Origin of the sequence: Thauera sedimentorum, from assembly GCF_014489115.1 — a bacterium.
Lineage (GTDB): Bacteria > Pseudomonadota > Gammaproteobacteria > Burkholderiales > Rhodocyclaceae > Pseudothauera > Pseudothauera sedimentorum.
This window is the reverse complement of sequence record NZ_JACTAH010000001.1, coordinates 2015691-2031742: the sequence shown is the minus strand read 5'-3', so window position 1 is coordinate 2031742 and position 16052 is coordinate 2015691. Positions and strand designations below refer to the sequence as shown.

The window sequence follows — 16052 nt, the reverse complement described above, 5'->3', positions numbered from 1 at the left end:
GGGGCGCCGGCATCGCCTCGAGTCATGAGCATCATTGCGCGGCCTCGAAGGCCAGGTAGGCACGGCTGAGGTTGAGGCGGTGCAGCTCGTCGTAGTTCTTGAGCCGGGCGAACTGCGGCGCATCGGCCAGTTCGGCCACCGCGGTATCCACGCCGGCCAGGTCCTCGGCCAGCCCCTTCACCTTGTCGACCAGATAGCGCAGATAGGTTCCGGTGTCGGCTTCCGCGGTGGCCAGATCGGTCACCGGACCGTGGCCGGGGACGATGACTGCCGGTTGCAAGGCCTTGAGCGCCTCGAATGCGGCCAGCCAGGTCTCCGGGTTGCTTTGTGGGCGGATACCGAGCAGGCGGTCGACATAGACGTGATCGCCCGCGAAGGCGATGCCCTCGTCCGGCAGCCAGACCACGATGTCGCCGGGGAAGTGGGCATCGGCGAAATAGTGCAGCTCGATTCGGCGTCCGCCCAGTTCCAGCACCCCGTGTTCGCCTGCGAGCCGGCGGCTGGCGTGGGTCGGCGTGGTGCCGGCCAGGCGGTCGCCGAGCACCGTCGTCAGTGCCGCAAGCTGGTCGCCCGCTACGGCCTGCTGGGTTTCCACGGTGCGGGCCAGGGCGATGACCTCCACGCCCTTGTCCGCGAAGTAGCCGTTGCCCAGCCAGCGGTGGTCCTGGGCACCGGTGTTGATCACCCAGCGTACCGGTTTGCCGGTGAGCGCCTCCGCCTGCGCCTCGAGCAGGGCGGCTCCGGTGCGCGAGGCGCCGCTGTCGATCAGTATCGTTCCGGCCGCGGTGTCGATGACGCCAAAGTTGGCGTTGAGGGCGTGGTTGTCGTGGGTGCGTGCACCGGTCGGGCCGATCAGCGCATGCACGCCTTCGGCAACACGCTGCACAGTCGGCATGAAGGTGTCGCCGGCAGCGGCGGGCAGGGACTGGGTCAGGAGCGGGAGAGCAAGCAGGGAAGCGGCAAGCAGGGAGGGCAGTCTCATGTCGTGTCGATCAGTGTGTTACCGGATGCTTGTTTTGATCCAAAACGAAAGGCACGGAGCGCGGCCATGCTGCAGGGCGGTCTTTCTGCGCCGCGCCTCAGTCGCGCGCCGCTTCCTGCTCGGCTTCGAACAGCAGGGCGGCAAAGGAACTCAGGCCCTCCTGCTGTGCCGTCTCGGAGATCTCCTCGATGCTGGCCTGGCGGTCGATGGCCCGCGCGGTCTCGCTGTCGGCGGGCAACTGGGCGCGGAACTCGCGGATGCGTTCCTCGAGTGCGCCGGTGACATGCGCGTCGGTGTCCGGCAGCGTGCCGGCGGCCTGCTCCTCCAGCGCCTCGAACAATGCGCCGGCCAGCGCGTGCAGGCCCTCGGCCGCGGCGCAGCTGGCGATCTCCTCGGCGCCGGCCCCGCGGTCCATCGCCTGTGCGGTGCGGCTGCCGCTCGGCAGGTCGCTGCGGAAGCCGGCCAGGATCTGTTCGATCGTTTCCATGTGCGTCTCCCCGGAAGAGGTGGGCTGGTGCCGGGATCGTCGCGCCCGGGAGGGCAGGACGGTCACTCTCTGACTGTAGATGACGCGGACGCCATGGAAAGGACGCCGCTACCCGTTCTGCGTAGCGCCGGCCGGCAGGCCGCGTTCGTACCACTGCCGGGTGCGCATCACCATCTTCACCAGCCACAGCATCACCGGCACCTCGATCAGCACGCCAACCACGGTGGCCAGCGCCGCGCCCGAGTCGAAGCCGTACAGCACGATGGCTACCGCCACCGCGAGCTCGAAGAAGTTGGACGCGCCGATCATGGTGGACGGGCCGGCCACGTCGTGGCGTACCTTGAGCTTGCGGTTGAGCGCATAGCCGAGCGCGGCGATCAGCAGGGTCTGCAGCAGGATGGGTACGGCCAGCATGGCGATGATGGCCGGCTGGGCGACGATGGTGCGGCCCTGGAAGGAAAACAGCAGCACCAGGGTGGCGAGCAGGGCGATGATGGAGAAGGGGCCGATGCGGGCCATGGCCGCATCGAAGGCCACCTGCCCGCCGCGCAGCAGGCGGGCGCGGGCGAACTGGGCGATGGCCAGCGGGATGACGATGTACATCACCACGGAGAGGAAGAGCGTGTCCCAGGGCACGGGAATGGACGACACGCCCAGCAGCAGGGCCACGATGGGGGCGAAGGCGACCACCATCACCGCGTCGTTGAGCGCCACCTGGGTCAGGGTGAAGTTGGCGTTGCCGCGGCACAGGTTGCTCCACACGAAGACCATCGCGGTGCAGGGCGCGGCGCCGAGCAGGATGAGCCCGGCAATGTAGCTGTCGAGTTGCTCGGCGGGCAGCCAGGGGGCGAACACGTGGCGGATGAAGAGCCAGCCCAGCGCGGCCATGGTGAAGGGCTTGACCGCCCAGTTCACGAACAGGGTGACGCCGATGCTGGCCTTCTGCTGACGTACCTCGTGCAGGGCGCCGAAGTCGATCTTCATCAGCATCGGGATGATCATCACCCAGATCAGCAGGCCGACCGGGATGTTCACATGGGCCACTTCCAGCGCGCCGACGGCCTGCGCGACCTCCGGTGCGGCCTGGCCGAAGGCGGTGCCTGCGAGGATGCACAGGAACACCCATACGGTGAGATAGCGTTCGAAGAAGCCCAGCGGGCTGCCGGCGGCGCGTTTGGCGGTGATTTCACATTGTGCGGACATGGTCGGTTCGGGTAACGATTTAATAGTTGTTGAAAGGTGACAATGATTGTCGCGGGCACGTACTCGTCCCGCTATGCGGCCCTATCCTTGCCCGGCGAGCGCCGACAGGCGCGCCACGCCCACCGGTTCCTCGGCCTGCAGCGGCACCAGCGCCACGCGTTGGGCGTGCTCGCGGCGTACCGCGTCGATCTGCGCCATTTCGGCGGCGGCGCGGCGGGCGAGTAGGGGGCTGGCAGGATGCGCGGCGGCCAGGCTGTTGTTGATCACCCAGGCCCAGGGCTCGATGCCGGCGCGGCGCAGGTCGTGCTGCAGGCGGGCGGCTTCCAGTACCGGGGTGGTCTCGGCCAGGGTGACGATCAGCACCCGGGTGCGCGCCGGGTCCTGCAACTGCATCATCGGCGTCGTGTAGTGGGTGACGCCGCTCTTGTCCATGTGGCGCGCCATTTCGCGGTGATAGGCGCCGGTGGCGTCGAGCAGCAGCAGGGTATGGCCGGTGGGCGCGGTGTCCATCACCACGAACTTGCGCCCGGCCTCGCGGATGATGCGCGAGAAGGCCTGGAACACCGCGATCTCCTCGGTGCAGGGCGAGCGCAGGTCTTCTTCCAGCAGCGCGCGACCGTGTTCGTCCAGGTCCTTGCCCTTGGCGGCCAGCACCTCGGCGCGGTAGCGCTCGGTCTCCGCATGCGGATCGATGCGGCTGACGGAGAGCGACTCCAGGCTGCCTTCCAGGGTTTCGGCCAGATGCGCCGCGGGGTCGGACGTGGTCAGGTGCACCGGCAGCCCGCGGCGGGCGAGTTCCACCGCCACCGCGGCGGCCAGCGTGGTCTTGCCCACGCCGCCCTTGCCCATCAACATCACCAGGCCGTGACCGGCGGCGGCGATCTCGTCGACCAGCGCGTTCAGGCGCGGCAGATCGTTGAGGTCCGTGGTCTGCGCGGGGGCCGAAAGTGGGGCGCTGCCATCCGCCACTTCGCCGAGCAGCGCGCGCAGCGCCGGCAGGCCGACCAGGTTGAAGGGCTTGAGCGCCACCTGGTCGCGCGACAGGCCGGCCAGCGCGGCGGGCAGGGCGGCCAGCGCCGCCGCTTCGCGCGCGGCAATGGCTGCGGCCAGCGGGTCGGCGGTGGCTTCGGTTGGCGGCAGCACGCCGTTGATCACCAGATGCTGGCGGGTGAGGCCGATGGCGGCCAGTTCCTCATGGGTGCGCTCCACCTCGCGCAACGTGGCGGCCTGCGCGCGGGCCACCAGCACCAGCCGGGTGCGTGCCGGGTCGGCAAGCGCGTCCACTGCGGCGCGGTATTTCTGGCGCTGCTTCTCCAGCCCGGCCATCGGGCCGAGGCAGGAGGCGCCGTTGTCGTTGGCCTCCAGGAAGCCGCTCCAGGCGCCGGGCAGCTGCAGCAGGCGGATGGTGTGGCCGGTGGGCGCGGTGTCGAAGACGACGTGCTCGAAATCGCGCAACAGGGCGTCGTCGGTGAGCAGGCCGGTGAACTCGTCGAAGGCGGCGATTTCGGTGGTGCAGGCGCCGGAGAGCTGTTCCTCGATGCCGCGCACCACCTCGTCCGGCAGCACGCCGCGCACCGGGCCGACGATGCGGTTGCGGTAGGCCTGGGCGGCCGCCTCGGGGTCGATCTCCAGCGCGGTGAGATTGGGCACGGCGGAGACCGGCACCAGGCGGTTGCCGATCTCCTGGCCAAACACCTGGGCGACGTTGGAGGCCGGATCGGTGCTCACCAGCAGCACCCGGTGCCCCGCATCGGCCAGCTGCACCGCGGTGGCGCAGGCCAGCGAGGTCTTGCCGACCCCACCCTTGCCGGTGAAGAAGAGGAAACGGGGCGGCTGGTCGAGGAAGAGCATCGTGGCCTCCGAAAGGCTTAGCAGCAGCCGCCGCAGCAGGTGCTGCCTTCGGCCTTGGGCTTCAGCGTGGCGACGCCGGCCCAGCGCGCGAGTTCGTCGCGGCTGGGGTAGCGGCCGGCCAGCGCCACTTCGCCATCGACCAGCACCAGCGGTAGGGCGTCCTGCCCGGAGCGCTCCAGGTAGCCCTTGACCACCGCGTTCTCGGCGAAGGCCAGCGGCTGCTGGGCGAGGTTGAAGCGCTCGACGGCGAGGCCTTGCTGCTTGGCCCAGTCGAGGTCGGCTGCGGCGCTGACCAGGGCCTGGTCGACCTCGGTGCCGCACACGCCGGTGCTGCAGCACAGGGCGGGATCGAAGACGTGGATGGTTTTCATCGTGGTGTACTCCGTGAAGGGTGGTGTGGGGTGTTCAGGCGGTGATCGTGCCGATGCGGTCGAACTCGGCCTTGAAGGCGGCCGGATCGCGCTGTGCGAGGTCGGCGGGCAGGGCGAGGAAGGCTTCGATGCGTGCGCGCAGGATGCGATAGGCGGTTTCGAAGGCAGCGTCGATCTCGGCATCCGTGCCGGTGGCCTTGGCCGGGTCGTCCACGCCCCAGTGGGTGCGCGGCACCGGGGCTAGGTACACCGGGCAGGTCTCGCCGGCGGCGCTGGCGCATACGGTGACCACCACATCCGGCGTGGCGGGCAGTTCGTTCCACGATTTGCTGTAGTAGCCCTCGGTGGCGATGCCTTCGCGCGCCAACAGGGCCAGCGAGCGCGGGTGCACGTAGCCGGCCGGCTGGCTGCCGGCGCTCATCGCGCGCATGCCTTCCGGGGCCAGGGCGTTGAAGGTAGCCTCGGCGAGGATGGAACGACAGGAGTTGCCGGTGCACAGGAAGAGGATGTTCATTCTTTGCAGCTTCCGTCGGGTTTGCAGGAGATCTTGGGGAGGAAGGCATCCACGCCCGGCACCCGGTCGCGCAGGCTGGCGCATTCTTCCGGGTTGTCGCCGCAGCAGTTGGCGGTGAGGTAGGCGATGGTGTCCAGCATCAGCGGGATGCTGGCGCGGTAGCGCTGGAAGCGGCCTTCCTGCTCCACGCTGACCAGCCCGGCGGCGAGCAGGGCCTTGAGGTGGAAGGACAGGTTGGTGGGCGGTACATCCAGCGTGGCGGCGATCTCGCCGGCCACCCGACCGGCACCGCCGGCCTGCACCAGCAGGCGGAAGACGTCCAGGCGCACGCCCGAGGAGAGTGCTTCGAACACCTGAAGAACTGCGGTCTTTTCCATCCGGTCTGGCATTTGAAAAGTTCAACGAAAGTTGAAGTATTCACCGCAAGCGGAGACAGGTCAAGCGCTGCCCGGCCCGGCATGGGGCGACACGGCGGCCCGGTGACCTCGGCCTGCAGGGCGGGCGTAAAATCGCCGGACGCCACGATTGCGGAGTCATCATGAGCAGGCGCATCCTGATCGTCCAGGGGCATCCCGATCCCGCCGGCAGCCACTTCTGCCACGCGCTGGCCGACGCCTACCGCGTCGGGGCGGAGCGCGGCGGGCATGCGGTCGATTGCGTGGAAGTCGCGATGCTGGACTTTCCCCTGCTGCGTACCAAGGAGGATTTCGAGCACGGCGTTGCGCCGCCGGTCATTGCGGCGGTGCAGGCGCGGATGGCGGCGGCTGACCATTTGGTGTTCCTTTATCCCCTGTGGATGGGCGACATGCCGGCCGTGCTCAAGGGCTTTCTCGAGCAGTGCCTGCGACCCGGTTTCGCCTTCGGTCCGCAGCAGCCCGACGGCAACCGGCAGGGCGGCGGCTTGCGCGGCAAGTCGGCGCACGTGGTGGTGACCATGGGCATGCCGGCGCTGATTTACCGCTGGTACTTCGGCGCCCACTCCCTGCGCAGTTTCCGCTCGAACATCCTGCGCTTTGCGGGCATCGCGCCGGTCCGCAGCTCGCTGGTAGGCAGGGTCGAAGCCCTCAAGCCGGAGGCGCGTGGCAAGTGGCTGGCGCGCATGGCGGAGCTCGGCGCGGGGGCGCGCTGAGCGGGCTTGTCCGCTGCCGTCTGTCGCCAGGATGGGGCGTCTGTGGGGTGTGCGCGCTCTGCGTCCGCCGCCGGGTAAGGGCGGCGCTGGCGTTTGCCGGTCGACACGGCAGCGCATATAATCCGCAGGTTTTACCCGGGTGGAACTGCGCGTGCCGAACAAACTCGTTGCCGGAAACTGGAAGATGCATGGCAGCCTCGCCGCCAATGCGGCGCTCCTTGGCGAGCTTGCTTCGGGCGGCGACCTGGGGGTTGCGTGCGCCGTATGCGTGCCCTATCCCTACCTTGGGCAGGCGCGGGATCGGCTTGACGGCACCGCGATCGCGCTGGGTGCGCAGGACGTCAGCGAGTTCGGCGAAGGCGCCTACACCGGCGAGGTGAGTGCCGGCATGCTCGCCGAGTTCGGTTGTCGCTACGCGATCGTCGGACACTCCGAGCGCCGTGCGCTGTTCGCCGAGGACGATGCCACGGTCGGGCGCAAGGCGGCGGCTGCACTGGCGGCGCGGCTGGTGCCCATCGTGTGTGTCGGCGAAACCCTGGCCGAGCGGGAGTCCGGCGAAACGATGGCGGTGATACGCCGTCAGCTCGACGCCGTTGCCGGGGTGCTCGGCGACGAGGTTCTGGGCAGCGTGGTATTCGCCTATGAGCCGGTGTGGGCCATCGGTACCGGCCGCTCGGCGTCGGCGGGGCAGGTGGGCGAGGTGCATGGTGAGATTCGTGGCTGGCTGCGTGAGCGCTGCGCGGTCGCGGATCTGGTGCCGATCCTCTATGGCGGGTCCGTCAAGCCGGGCAATGCGGCCGAATTGTTTGCCGTCGAGAATGTCGATGGTGGTCTGATCGGCGGCGCGTCCCTGGTGGCGAATGATTTTCTGGCGATTTGCCGCGCAGCGGCAAATGCTCAATCGTGAAACATATCTGCAAGGTCAGTAATGAATAACTTTCTTTTCTCCATGATCCTCACGGTGCACGTGATTGTCGGTCTTGCCGTGATTGGGCTGGTGCTGATGCAGCATGGCAAGGGTGCGGACATGGGCGCCGCATTCGGCAGTGGTTCGTCCGGCAGTCTGTTCGGTTCGTCCGGATCGGCCAATTTCCTGAGCCGCACCACGGCCGTGCTGGCGACCGTTTTCTTCCTCACCAGCCTGGGTCTGAGCTATGTGGCGAGCAACAAGCCGACGGCGCCCGCGAGCGTGATGGAAGGGGCGGTGCCGGCGACCGCGCCGGCTACCGAGCAGATTCCCGCAAATGACCAGACCGCGCCGGATTCGCGCGAGCAGGCCATCCCCAAATAAGCTATAAATAGAGTTTGCGCACCGCGGAAAAACCCGTATAATTCCGGTGCTGTAACAAGACGTGCCGACGTGGTGAAATTGGTAGACACGCCATCTTGAGGGGGTGGTGGCGAAAGCCGTGTGAGTTCGAGTCTCACCGTCGGCACCAGAATTCGGAGGCGCCCGCTTAAAGCGGGCGTTTCCATGCAGAGCGGTACAAAACAACAATAAACTCATTTCAACGGGGGTTGTTTCGCAATGCTGGAAAATTATTTTCCCGTTCTGGTCTTCATTCTCGTGGGCCTGGGTTTCGGCATTGTTCCCATCCTGCTGGGCCGCATCGTGGCCCCCTACCGCCCGGACAGCGAAAAGCTGTCGCCTTATGAGTGCGGCTTCGAGGCGTTTGAAGACGCCCGCATGAAGTTCGATGTCCGCTACTACCTGATCGCCATCCTCTTTATTCTCTTCGATCTCGAGATCGCCTTCCTCTTTCCGTGGGCGACCGTCTTCCAGGATTTCATTGTGGCCGGAGAGCACGCCTGGTTCGTGTTCGGCTCGGTCATGGTTTTTCTTGCCGTGCTGGTTATCGGCTACATCGTCGAGTGGAAAAACGGAGCGCTCGACTGGGAGTAATGCATGAGCATCGAGGGCGTCTTTCGCGAGGGTTTCGTCACCACCTCGCTTGATGCGGTAATCAACTGGACGCGCACCGGCTCGCTGTGGCCGATGACCTTCGGTCTGGCCTGTTGTGCGGTGGAGATGATCCACGCGGGTTGTTCGCGCTATGACCTGGACCGCTTCGGCGTGGTGTTCCGTCCGAGTCCGCGTCAGTCCGACCTGATGATCGTCGCCGGCACGCTGTGCAACAAGATGGCGCCGGCGCTGCGCAAGGTATACGACCAGATGGCCGAGCCGCGCTGGGTGATCTCCATGGGGTCGTGCGCCAACGGCGGCGGCTACTACCACTACTCGTACTCGGTCGTGCGTGGTTGCGACCGCATCGTGCCGGTGGATGTGTATGTGCCGGGCTGCCCGCCTACCGCCGAGGCGCTCATGTACGGAATCATCCAGTTGCAGAACAAGATCAAGCGCACCAACACGATTGCGCGCTGACAGATAGGCAGAGTCCATGAGTGCCAAGCTGGAAAGACTGGGTCAGACACTGCGCGACGTCTTTGGCGACGTGCTGCAGAAGCTGGTGATCGATTGCGGAGAAGTCACCATCGAGGTGGTAGCGGCGGATTATCTCCAGGTGGCGCAAACCCTGCGCGACCATGCCGATCTGCATTTCGAGCAATTGATCGACGTGTCCGGGCTGGATTATTCGACCTACGGCAACGGCACCCGGCAGGGCAAGCGCTTTGCCGCCGCAACCCATCTGCTGTCGGTCAAGCACAACTGGCGGCTGCGTCTGCGCGCCTTTGCGGACGACGACGGTTTCCCGGTGCTGGATTCGCTGGTCGGCGTATGGCCGAGCGCGAACTGGTTCGAGCGTGAAGCCTTCGACCTCTACGGCATCATGTTCAGCGGTCACCCCGACCTGCGCCGCATTCTCACCGACTACGGTTTCGTCGGTCATCCCTTCCGCAAGGACTTCCCCGTTTCCGGTTATGTCGAGATGCGCTACGACCCGGAAGCCGGTCGCGTGGTGTACCAGCCGGTGACCATCGAGCCGCGTGAAAACACCCCGCGCATCGTGCGCGAAGAGAACTACGGGGACGTCGGCCATGGCTGAAATCCGCAACTACACCATCAACTTCGGCCCGCAGCACCCCTCGGCCCACGGCGTGCTGCGCCTGGTGCTGGAACTCGACGGCGAAGTCGTCGAGCGCGCCGATCCGCACATCGGCCTGCTGCACCGCGGCACCGAGAAGCTCGCCGAGACCCGTACCTGGGTGCAGTCCGTGCCCTACATGGACCGTCTCGACTACGTCTCCATGATGTGCAACGAGCACGCCTACTGCATGGCCATCGAGCGCCTGCTGGGCGTGCAGGTGCCCGAGCGCGCCCAGTACATCCGGGTGATGTTCGACGAAGTTACCCGCATCCTGAATCACCTGCTGAACATCGGCACCCACGCGCTCGACATCGGCGCGATGACCATGGTGCTGTACACCTTCCGCGAGCGCGAAGACCTGATGGACGTCTATGAGGCGGTCTCCGGCGCGCGCATGCATGCGGCCTACTACCGGCCGGGCGGCGTCTATCGCGACCTGCCGGACCGCATGCCGCAGTACGAGGTGAACCGCTTCAAGAACGAGAAGACCGTACGCGAACTCAACGCCTCGCGCCAGGGTTCGCTGCTCGACTTCCTGGAAGACTTCACCGAGCGCTTCCCGCGCTACTGCGACGAGTACGAGACCCTGCTGACCGACAACCGCATCTGGAAGCAGCGTACCGTCGGCATCGGTGTGGTGTCGCCCGAGCAGGCGCTGGCCTGGGGTTTCACCGGCCCCATGCTGCGCGGTTCCGGCATCGCCTGGGATCTGCGCAAGAAGCAGCCCTACGAGGTGTACGACAAGGTCGACTTCGACATTCCGGTGGGCAAGAACGGCGACTGCTACGACCGTTACCTGTGCCGCATGGAAGAGATGCGCCAGTCCAACCGCATCATCCGCCAGTGCATCGACTGGCTGCGCAAGAACCCGGGGCCGGTGATCACCGACAACCACAAGGTCGCCCCGCCGCCGCGCGAAAAGATGAAGTCGAACATGGAAGAGCTGATCCACCATTTCAAGCTCTTCACCGAAGGCATGCACGTGCCAGCCGGCGAGGTTTATGCCGGTATCGAGCATCCCAAGGGCGAGTTCGGCGTCTATGCGGTGTCCGACGGCGCCAACAAACCCTACCGCCTCAAGCTGCGCGCCCCCGGGTTTGCGCACCTGGCGGCGATGGACGAGATCTCCCGCGGCCACATGATCGCCGACGTGGTGGCGATCATTGGCACCATGGACGTGGTGTTCGGCGAGATCGACCGCTAGCGCGGGCAGGCGAGGGAAGGGCGGCCGCCACAGCGGCGCAGCACACAGAGAACAGGCAGGCTGACGGGAAAACGAGTACGCAATGCTGAGCCAGGAATCACTCCAACAGATCGATCGCGAGATCGCCAAGTATCCGCCGGAGCAGAAGCAGTCCGCCGTGATGGCGGCCCTGCGCATCGCCCAGGTCGAGAAGGGCTGGCTGGCCAACGAGACCATCGAGTTCGTCGCCAGCTACCTGGGCATGCCGGCCATCGCCGCGTATGAAGTGGCGAGCTTCTACAACATGTACGACCTCGAGCCGGTCGGCCGCCACAAGATCACCGTGTGCACCAACCTGCCCTGTGCGCTGTCGGGCGGGATGCATGTGGCCGAGTACCTCAAGGAGAAGCTCGGCATCGACTTCAACGAGACCACCGCGGACGGCAAGTTCACGCTCAAGGAAGGCGAGTGCATGGGCGCCTGTGGCGACGCCCCGGTGCTGCTGCACAACAACCATCACATGTGCAGCTGGATGACCCGCGAAAAGATCGACCAGATGCTGGCCGAACTGGATGGCAAATGAGCACGCAAGGAATGATCCTCGCCGGCTGTGACGGCGACCGCACCTGGCGGCTCCAGGACTACCTCGCCCGCGGCGGCTACTCGGCGCTCAAGAAGATCGTCGCCGAGAAGATCCCGCAGGACCAGATCATCGCCGAGCTGAAGACCTCGGTGCTGCGCGGTCGTGGCGGCGCAGGCTTCCCGACCGGCCTGAAGTGGAGCTTCATGCCGCGCTCCTTCCCGGGCGACAAGTACCTCGCCTGTAATTCGGACGAGGGCGAACCGGGCACCTTCAAGGACCGCGACATCCTGCGCTACAACCCGCACAGCGTCATCGAAGGCATGGCCATCGCCGCCTACGCGATGGGCGCGGCGCGCGGCTACAACTACATCCACGGCGAGATCTTCGAGATCTACCAGCGCTTCGAAGAGGCGCTCGCCGAAGCCCGCGAGGCCAACCTGATCGGCCAGAACATCCTCGGCTCCGACTTCAGCTTCGAGCTCTTCGCGCACCACGGCTACGGCGCCTACATCTGCGGCGAGGAAACCGCGCTGCTCGAGTCGATCGAGGGCAAGAAGGGCCAGCCGCGCTTCAAGCCGCCGTTCCCGGCGAGCTACGGCCTGTACGGCAAGCCGACCACGATCAACAACACCGAGACCTTCGCCTCCGTGCCCTTCATCATGAACATGGGCGGCGAACAGTTCCTCAACCTCGGCAAGCCCAACAACGGCGGCATGAAGCTGTTCTCGGTGTCGGGCCACGTCAATCGTCCGGGCAACTACGAGGTGCCGCTGGGCACGCCCTTCGCCGAGTTGCTGGAAATGGCCGGCGGCATGCGCGCCGGGCGCAAGCTCAAGGCGGTGATCCCCGGCGGCTCGTCCGCCCCGGTGGTGCCGGCCGAAGTGATGATGGACTGCACCATGGACTACGACTCGATCTCCAAGGCGGGGTCGATGCTCGGTTCCGGCGCGGTCATCGTCATGGACGAAACCACCTGCATGGTGAAGGCCCTTGAGCGCCTGTCCTATTTCTACTTCGAGGAGTCCTGCGGCCAGTGCACGCCCTGCCGCGAGGGCACCGGCTGGCTGTACCGCGTGGTGCATCGCATCGAGCACGGCCTCGGCCGCCCGGACGACCTCGACCTGCTGAACTCGGTCACCGGCAACATCATGGGCCGCACCATCTGCGCCCTGGGTGACGCCGCCTCGATGCCGGTGCAGAGCTTCGTCAAGCACTTCGGCGACGAGTTCATGTACCACATCGAAAACAAGAAGTGCCTCGTGCCGCCCGAAGTGCAGTACGCCGGCAGCAACATCTACGTGAGCCCCTCATGCTAGAGATCGAAATCGACGGCAAGCAGCTGTCGGTACAGGACGGCAGCACCGTGATGGATGCCGCCAACCAGGCCGGCGTCTACATTCCCCACTTCTGCTACCACAAGAAGCTCTCCATCGCCGCCAGCTGCCGCATGTGCCTGGTGCAGGTGGAGAAGGCGCCCAAGCCGCTGCCCGCCTGTGCCACGCCGGTGACCGCCGGCATGAAGGTGTGGACCCACTCCGAGGCCGCCGTGAAGGCGCAGGCCGGGGTGATGGAGTTCCTGCTGATCAACCACCCGCTGGACTGCCCGATCTGCGATCAGGGCGGCGAATGCCAGTTGCAGGATCTGGCGGTGGGCTACGGCGCCAGCGCCTCGCGCTACCAGGAAGAGAAGCGCGTGGTGTTCAACAAGAACCTCGGGCCGCTGGTCTCGACCGACATGACCCGGTGCATCAACTGCACCCGCTGCGTGCGCTTCACCAGCGAAATCGCCGGCGAGATGGAACTGGGCCAGGCCTTCCGCGGCGAGCACGCGGAGATCATGCCCTTCATCGAGAAGACGGTCGATTCCGAACTCTCCGGCAACATCATCGACCTGTGCCCGGTCGGCGCGCTGACCTCCAAGCCCTTCCGTTTCTCCGCCCGTACCTGGGAAATGTCGCGCCGCCGCTCGGTGAGCCCGCACGATTCCCTCGGCGCCAACCTGATCGTGCAGACCAAGCATGACGTGGTCAAGCGCGTGCTGCCGCTGGAGAACGAAGAAGTCAACGAGTGCTGGCTGTCCGACAAGGACCGCTTCTCCTACGAAGGCCTCGGCAGCGAAGAGCGCCTGACCCAGCCGATGATCAAGCAGGGCGGCGAGTGGAAGGCGGTCGACTGGCAGGCGGCGATCGAGTTCGTCGCCAACGGGCTGCGCGGCACTGCCCGCGACTGCGGCGCCTCCGCGATTGGCGCGCTGGCCTCGCCGCATTCCACGGTCGAAGAACTCTACCTGCTGCAGAAGCTGGTCCGCGGGCTGGGCTCGGGCAATGTCGACTTCCGCCTGCGCCAGTCCGACTTCCGCGCCGACGCAAACCGTGCCGGCGCCCCGTGGCTGGGCATGAAGCTCGCAGAAGTGGGCGAGCTGAACCGCCTGCTGGTGGTCGGCAGCTTCCTGCGCAAGGACAACCCATTGCTCGCCCAGCGCGTGCGCCAGGCGGCCAAGCGCGGCCTGCACGTCAGCGTGGTCGGCCCGAACGCCGAGGAGTGGCTGCTGCCGGTGCGTCATCGCGCGCTGGTCGCACCGTCCGCCATGGTTGGCATGCTGGGCCAGATCGTCGCCGCGCTGGCGGCCGAGAAGGGCGTGGCCGCCGACGAGCGCCTGGCCGGCGCACTGCCCCAGGAAATTTCCGCCGAGGCGCGCGACATCGCCGCCAGCCTGGCGTCCGGCCGCAAGGTCGCGGTGTGGCTGGGCAACCTCGCGGTGCAGGACCAGCGTGCCGCGGAACTGCAGCTGCTGGCCAACGAGATCGCCCGTCTGACCGACGGCCGCGCCGGGGTGATCGGCGAGGCGGCCAACAGCGTGGGCGGTTATCTGGCTGCCGCGCTGCCCTCGGCCGACGGCCTGAACGCCCGCGGCATGATTGAGCAGCCGCTCAAGGCCTACGTGCTTTTGGGTGCGGAGCCGGATCTGGACTTCGCCGACCCGGCCGCCGCCATGGCCGCGCTCGGCAACGCCCAGCTGGTGGTGGCGCTGTCCGCCTTCCAGTCCGCCAGCCTGCGCCAGGTGGCCGACGTGATGCTGCCGGTCGCGCCGTTCGCGGAAACCTCCGGCACCTTCGTGAACTGCGAAGGCCGTGCCCAGAGCTTCAACGCGGTGGCCCGCCCGCAGGGTGACACCCGCCCGGCGTGGAAGGTGCTGCGCGTGCTCGGCAACCTGCTCGAGCTGCCCGGTTTCGACTACAACGACTCCGAGGCGGTACGCGCCGACGCGCTGCCCGGCGACACCGCCGCGCGACTGGACAACCGTGTCGAAGGCATCGCGCTGTCTTCGCCGCAGGCGCCGGCCGGTGCGCTGGAGCGTGTGGCCGACGTGCCCATCCACTTCGCCGATCCGCTGGTGCGCCGTGCCCCGGCACTGCAGCGCACCCGCGACGCCGCGGCGCCGCTGGCCCGCGTCAGTCCCGCTACCCTAGCCGCGCTCGGCCTGGCCGGCGGCGAGCGCGTGCGCCTGGTGCAGGGCAATGCCGGTGCCGAACTGAGCATCGTCGCCGACGACAAGCTCGCCGATGGTTGCGTACGGGTGGCCGCGGCGCATCCTGACACCGCGACCCTGGGCGCGATGAGCGGCGAAATCAGCGTGGAGCGTATCTGATGGAAGCATTGCTGGAACCGGTGGCGCAGTTCTTCGGCCCGACCTGGCCGCTGGTATGGACCCTGGCGAAGATCGTCGCCATCATCGCGCCGCTGATGATCTGCGTGGCCTACCTGACGCTCGCCGAGCGCAAGGTGATCGGCTACATGCAGGTGCGTATCGGCCCCAACCGCGTCGGCCCGCTTGGCCTGCTGCAGCCGATCGCCGACGGCATGAAGCTGCTGTTCAAGGAGATCATCGTCCCGGGCAGCGCCAACAAGGGCCTGTTCATCATCGGTCCCATCCTGGCCATCGCGCCCTCGCTGGTGGCCTGGGCGGTGGTGCCCTTCGACGAAGGCCTGGTGCTGGCCAACGTCAATGCCGGCCTGCTGTTCCTGCTCGCGGTCACCTCGATGGAAGTGTATGGCGTGATCGTCGCCGGCTGGGCGTCCAACTCCAAGTACCCCTTCCTGGGTTCGATGCGTGCCGCCGCGCAGATGGTGTCCTACGAGGTGTCGATGGGTTTCGCGCTGATCTGCGTGCTGCTGATCTCGTCCAGCCTCAACCTCACCGACATCGTCACCTCCCAGGGCGCCGGACACTTCCACGACATGGGCCTGTCCTTCCTGTCGTGGAACTGGCTGCCGCTGCTGCCGATGTTCGTGGTGTTCGTGATCTCGGGCATCGCCGAAACCAACCGCGCACCGTTCGACGTGGTCGAAGGTGAAGCCGAGGTGGTCGCCGGCCACATGGTCGAGTATTCCGGGATGAGCTTCGCGCTGTTCTTCCTGGCCGAGTACGCCAACATGATCCTGGTCTCCATCCTGACCTCGGTCCTGTTCCTCGGCGGCTGGCTGTCGCCGGTCGGCTTCCTGCCCGACGGCTTCCACTGGCTGGCGCTCAAGACCGCCGCCATCCTGTTCATCTTCCTGTGGGCACGGGCCACGTTCCCGCGCTTCCGCTACGACCACATCATGCGTCTGGGCTGGAAGGTGTTCATTCCCGTCACCCTGGTGTGGGTGTTCGTCGTGGCGGTGTGGATGATGTCCCCGCTGTCGATCTGGAGGTGATAGG

Annotated in this window: 18 protein-coding genes and 1 tRNA gene; 12 read left to right on the top strand and 7 right to left on the bottom strand. The window is 66.7% G+C overall.

What is annotated here, in order from left to right:
- Positions 1 to 31 precede the first annotated feature (31 nt).
- The 7 genes from IAI53_RS09305 to IAI53_RS09275 form a co-directional block, all read right to left on the bottom strand.
- Positions 32 to 982: an MBL fold metallo-hydrolase gene (locus IAI53_RS09305; RefSeq protein ID WP_187717812.1), complete on the bottom strand. Its 951-nt coding sequence runs from the start codon at positions 980 to 982 to the stop codon at positions 32 to 34.
- Between the two features lie 97 nt (positions 983 to 1079).
- Positions 1080 to 1469: a hypothetical protein gene (locus IAI53_RS09300; RefSeq protein ID WP_187717811.1), complete on the bottom strand. Its 390-nt coding sequence runs from the start codon at positions 1467 to 1469 to the stop codon at positions 1080 to 1082.
- 108 nt (positions 1470 to 1577) lie between these two features.
- Positions 1578 to 2672 carry an ACR3 family arsenite efflux transporter gene (arsB, locus tag IAI53_RS09295; RefSeq protein WP_187717810.1) on the bottom strand — a complete coding sequence of 365 codons (1095 nt, stop codon included), beginning with the start codon at positions 2670 to 2672 and terminating at the stop codon, positions 1578 to 1580.
- Positions 2673 to 2753: 81 nt separating this feature from the next.
- Complete coding sequence (arsA, locus tag IAI53_RS09290) at positions 2754 to 4523, bottom strand: arsenical pump-driving ATPase (protein WP_187717809.1); 1770 nt, start codon at positions 4521 to 4523, stop codon at positions 2754 to 2756.
- A 17-nt stretch (positions 4524 to 4540) separates the two neighbouring features.
- Positions 4541 to 4894: an arsenite efflux transporter metallochaperone ArsD gene (arsD, locus tag IAI53_RS09285; protein ID WP_187717808.1), complete on the bottom strand. Its 354-nt coding sequence runs from the start codon at positions 4892 to 4894 to the stop codon at positions 4541 to 4543.
- Between the two features lie 34 nt (positions 4895 to 4928).
- Positions 4929 to 5408: an arsenate reductase ArsC gene (locus IAI53_RS09280; protein ID WP_187717807.1), complete on the bottom strand. Its 480-nt coding sequence runs from the start codon at positions 5406 to 5408 to the stop codon at positions 4929 to 4931.
- The gene (locus tag IAI53_RS09275; RefSeq protein WP_187717806.1) at positions 5405 to 5785 is read right to left on the bottom strand and encodes an ArsR/SmtB family transcription factor; all 381 of its coding nucleotides are present in this window, start codon (positions 5783 to 5785) and stop codon (positions 5405 to 5407) included. Before IAI53_RS09275 ends, IAI53_RS09280 begins: the two co-directional genes overlap by 4 nt.
- Positions 5786 to 5946: 161 nt before the next feature.
- Between IAI53_RS09275 and IAI53_RS09270 the strand changes: the two genes are divergently transcribed.
- The 12 genes from IAI53_RS09270 to nuoH all read left to right on the top strand — a co-directional run bounded on the left by IAI53_RS09270 (position 5947) and on the right by nuoH (position 16048).
- Positions 5947 to 6537 (top strand): NAD(P)H-dependent oxidoreductase, encoded by a 591-nt coding sequence (locus tag IAI53_RS09270; protein ID WP_187717805.1) that lies wholly within the window; start codon positions 5947 to 5949, stop codon positions 6535 to 6537.
- Between the two features lie 151 nt (positions 6538 to 6688).
- Positions 6689 to 7444, top strand: coding sequence for a triose-phosphate isomerase (gene tpiA, locus IAI53_RS09265; protein WP_187717804.1), 756 nt, complete (start codon positions 6689 to 6691; stop codon positions 7442 to 7444).
- Positions 7445 to 7465: 21 nt separating this feature from the next.
- Positions 7466 to 7828, top strand: a complete 363-nt coding sequence (gene secG, locus IAI53_RS09260) for a preprotein translocase subunit SecG (protein ID WP_187717803.1) — start codon at positions 7466 to 7468, stop codon at positions 7826 to 7828.
- 63 nt (positions 7829 to 7891) lie between these two features.
- A tRNA-Leu gene (locus tag IAI53_RS09255) sits at positions 7892 to 7976 on the top strand.
- Between the two features lie 89 nt (positions 7977 to 8065).
- Positions 8066 to 8440, top strand: a complete 375-nt coding sequence (ndhC, locus tag IAI53_RS09250) for an NADH-quinone oxidoreductase subunit A (RefSeq protein ID WP_187717802.1) — start codon at positions 8066 to 8068, stop codon at positions 8438 to 8440.
- Positions 8441 to 8443: 3 nt separating this feature from the next.
- The gene (locus IAI53_RS09245) at positions 8444 to 8920 is read left to right on the top strand and encodes a NuoB/complex I 20 kDa subunit family protein (RefSeq protein WP_107493445.1); all 477 of its coding nucleotides are present in this window, start codon (positions 8444 to 8446) and stop codon (positions 8918 to 8920) included.
- 16 nt (positions 8921 to 8936) lie between these two features.
- Complete coding sequence (locus IAI53_RS09240; RefSeq protein WP_187717801.1) at positions 8937 to 9542, top strand: NADH-quinone oxidoreductase subunit C; 606 nt, start codon at positions 8937 to 8939, stop codon at positions 9540 to 9542.
- Positions 9535 to 10788 (top strand): NADH-quinone oxidoreductase subunit D, encoded by a 1254-nt coding sequence (locus tag IAI53_RS09235; RefSeq protein WP_187717800.1) that lies wholly within the window; start codon positions 9535 to 9537, stop codon positions 10786 to 10788. The genes IAI53_RS09240 and IAI53_RS09235 overlap by 8 nt, the downstream gene beginning before the upstream one ends.
- An 82-nt stretch (positions 10789 to 10870) precedes the next feature.
- Positions 10871 to 11350 (top strand): NADH-quinone oxidoreductase subunit NuoE, encoded by a 480-nt coding sequence (nuoE, locus tag IAI53_RS09230; protein ID WP_187717799.1) that lies wholly within the window; start codon positions 10871 to 10873, stop codon positions 11348 to 11350.
- A gap of 11 nt (positions 11351 to 11361) precedes the next feature.
- A complete protein-coding gene (gene nuoF / locus IAI53_RS09225) occupies positions 11362 to 12666 on the top strand; it encodes an NADH-quinone oxidoreductase subunit NuoF (protein ID WP_187718011.1) in 1305 nt (434 codons plus the stop codon).
- Entirely contained in the window at positions 12660 to 14999 is a 2340-nt protein-coding gene (gene nuoG, locus IAI53_RS09220; RefSeq protein WP_187717798.1) for an NADH-quinone oxidoreductase subunit NuoG, read from the top strand. Before nuoF ends, nuoG begins: the two co-directional genes overlap by 7 nt.
- On the top strand, positions 14999 to 16048 hold the full coding sequence (nuoH, locus tag IAI53_RS09215; RefSeq protein WP_187717797.1) for an NADH-quinone oxidoreductase subunit NuoH: 1050 nt from the start codon (positions 14999 to 15001) through the stop codon (positions 16046 to 16048). The genes nuoG and nuoH overlap by 1 nt, the downstream gene beginning before the upstream one ends.
- The last annotated feature ends 4 nt before the right edge of the window (positions 16049 to 16052 follow it).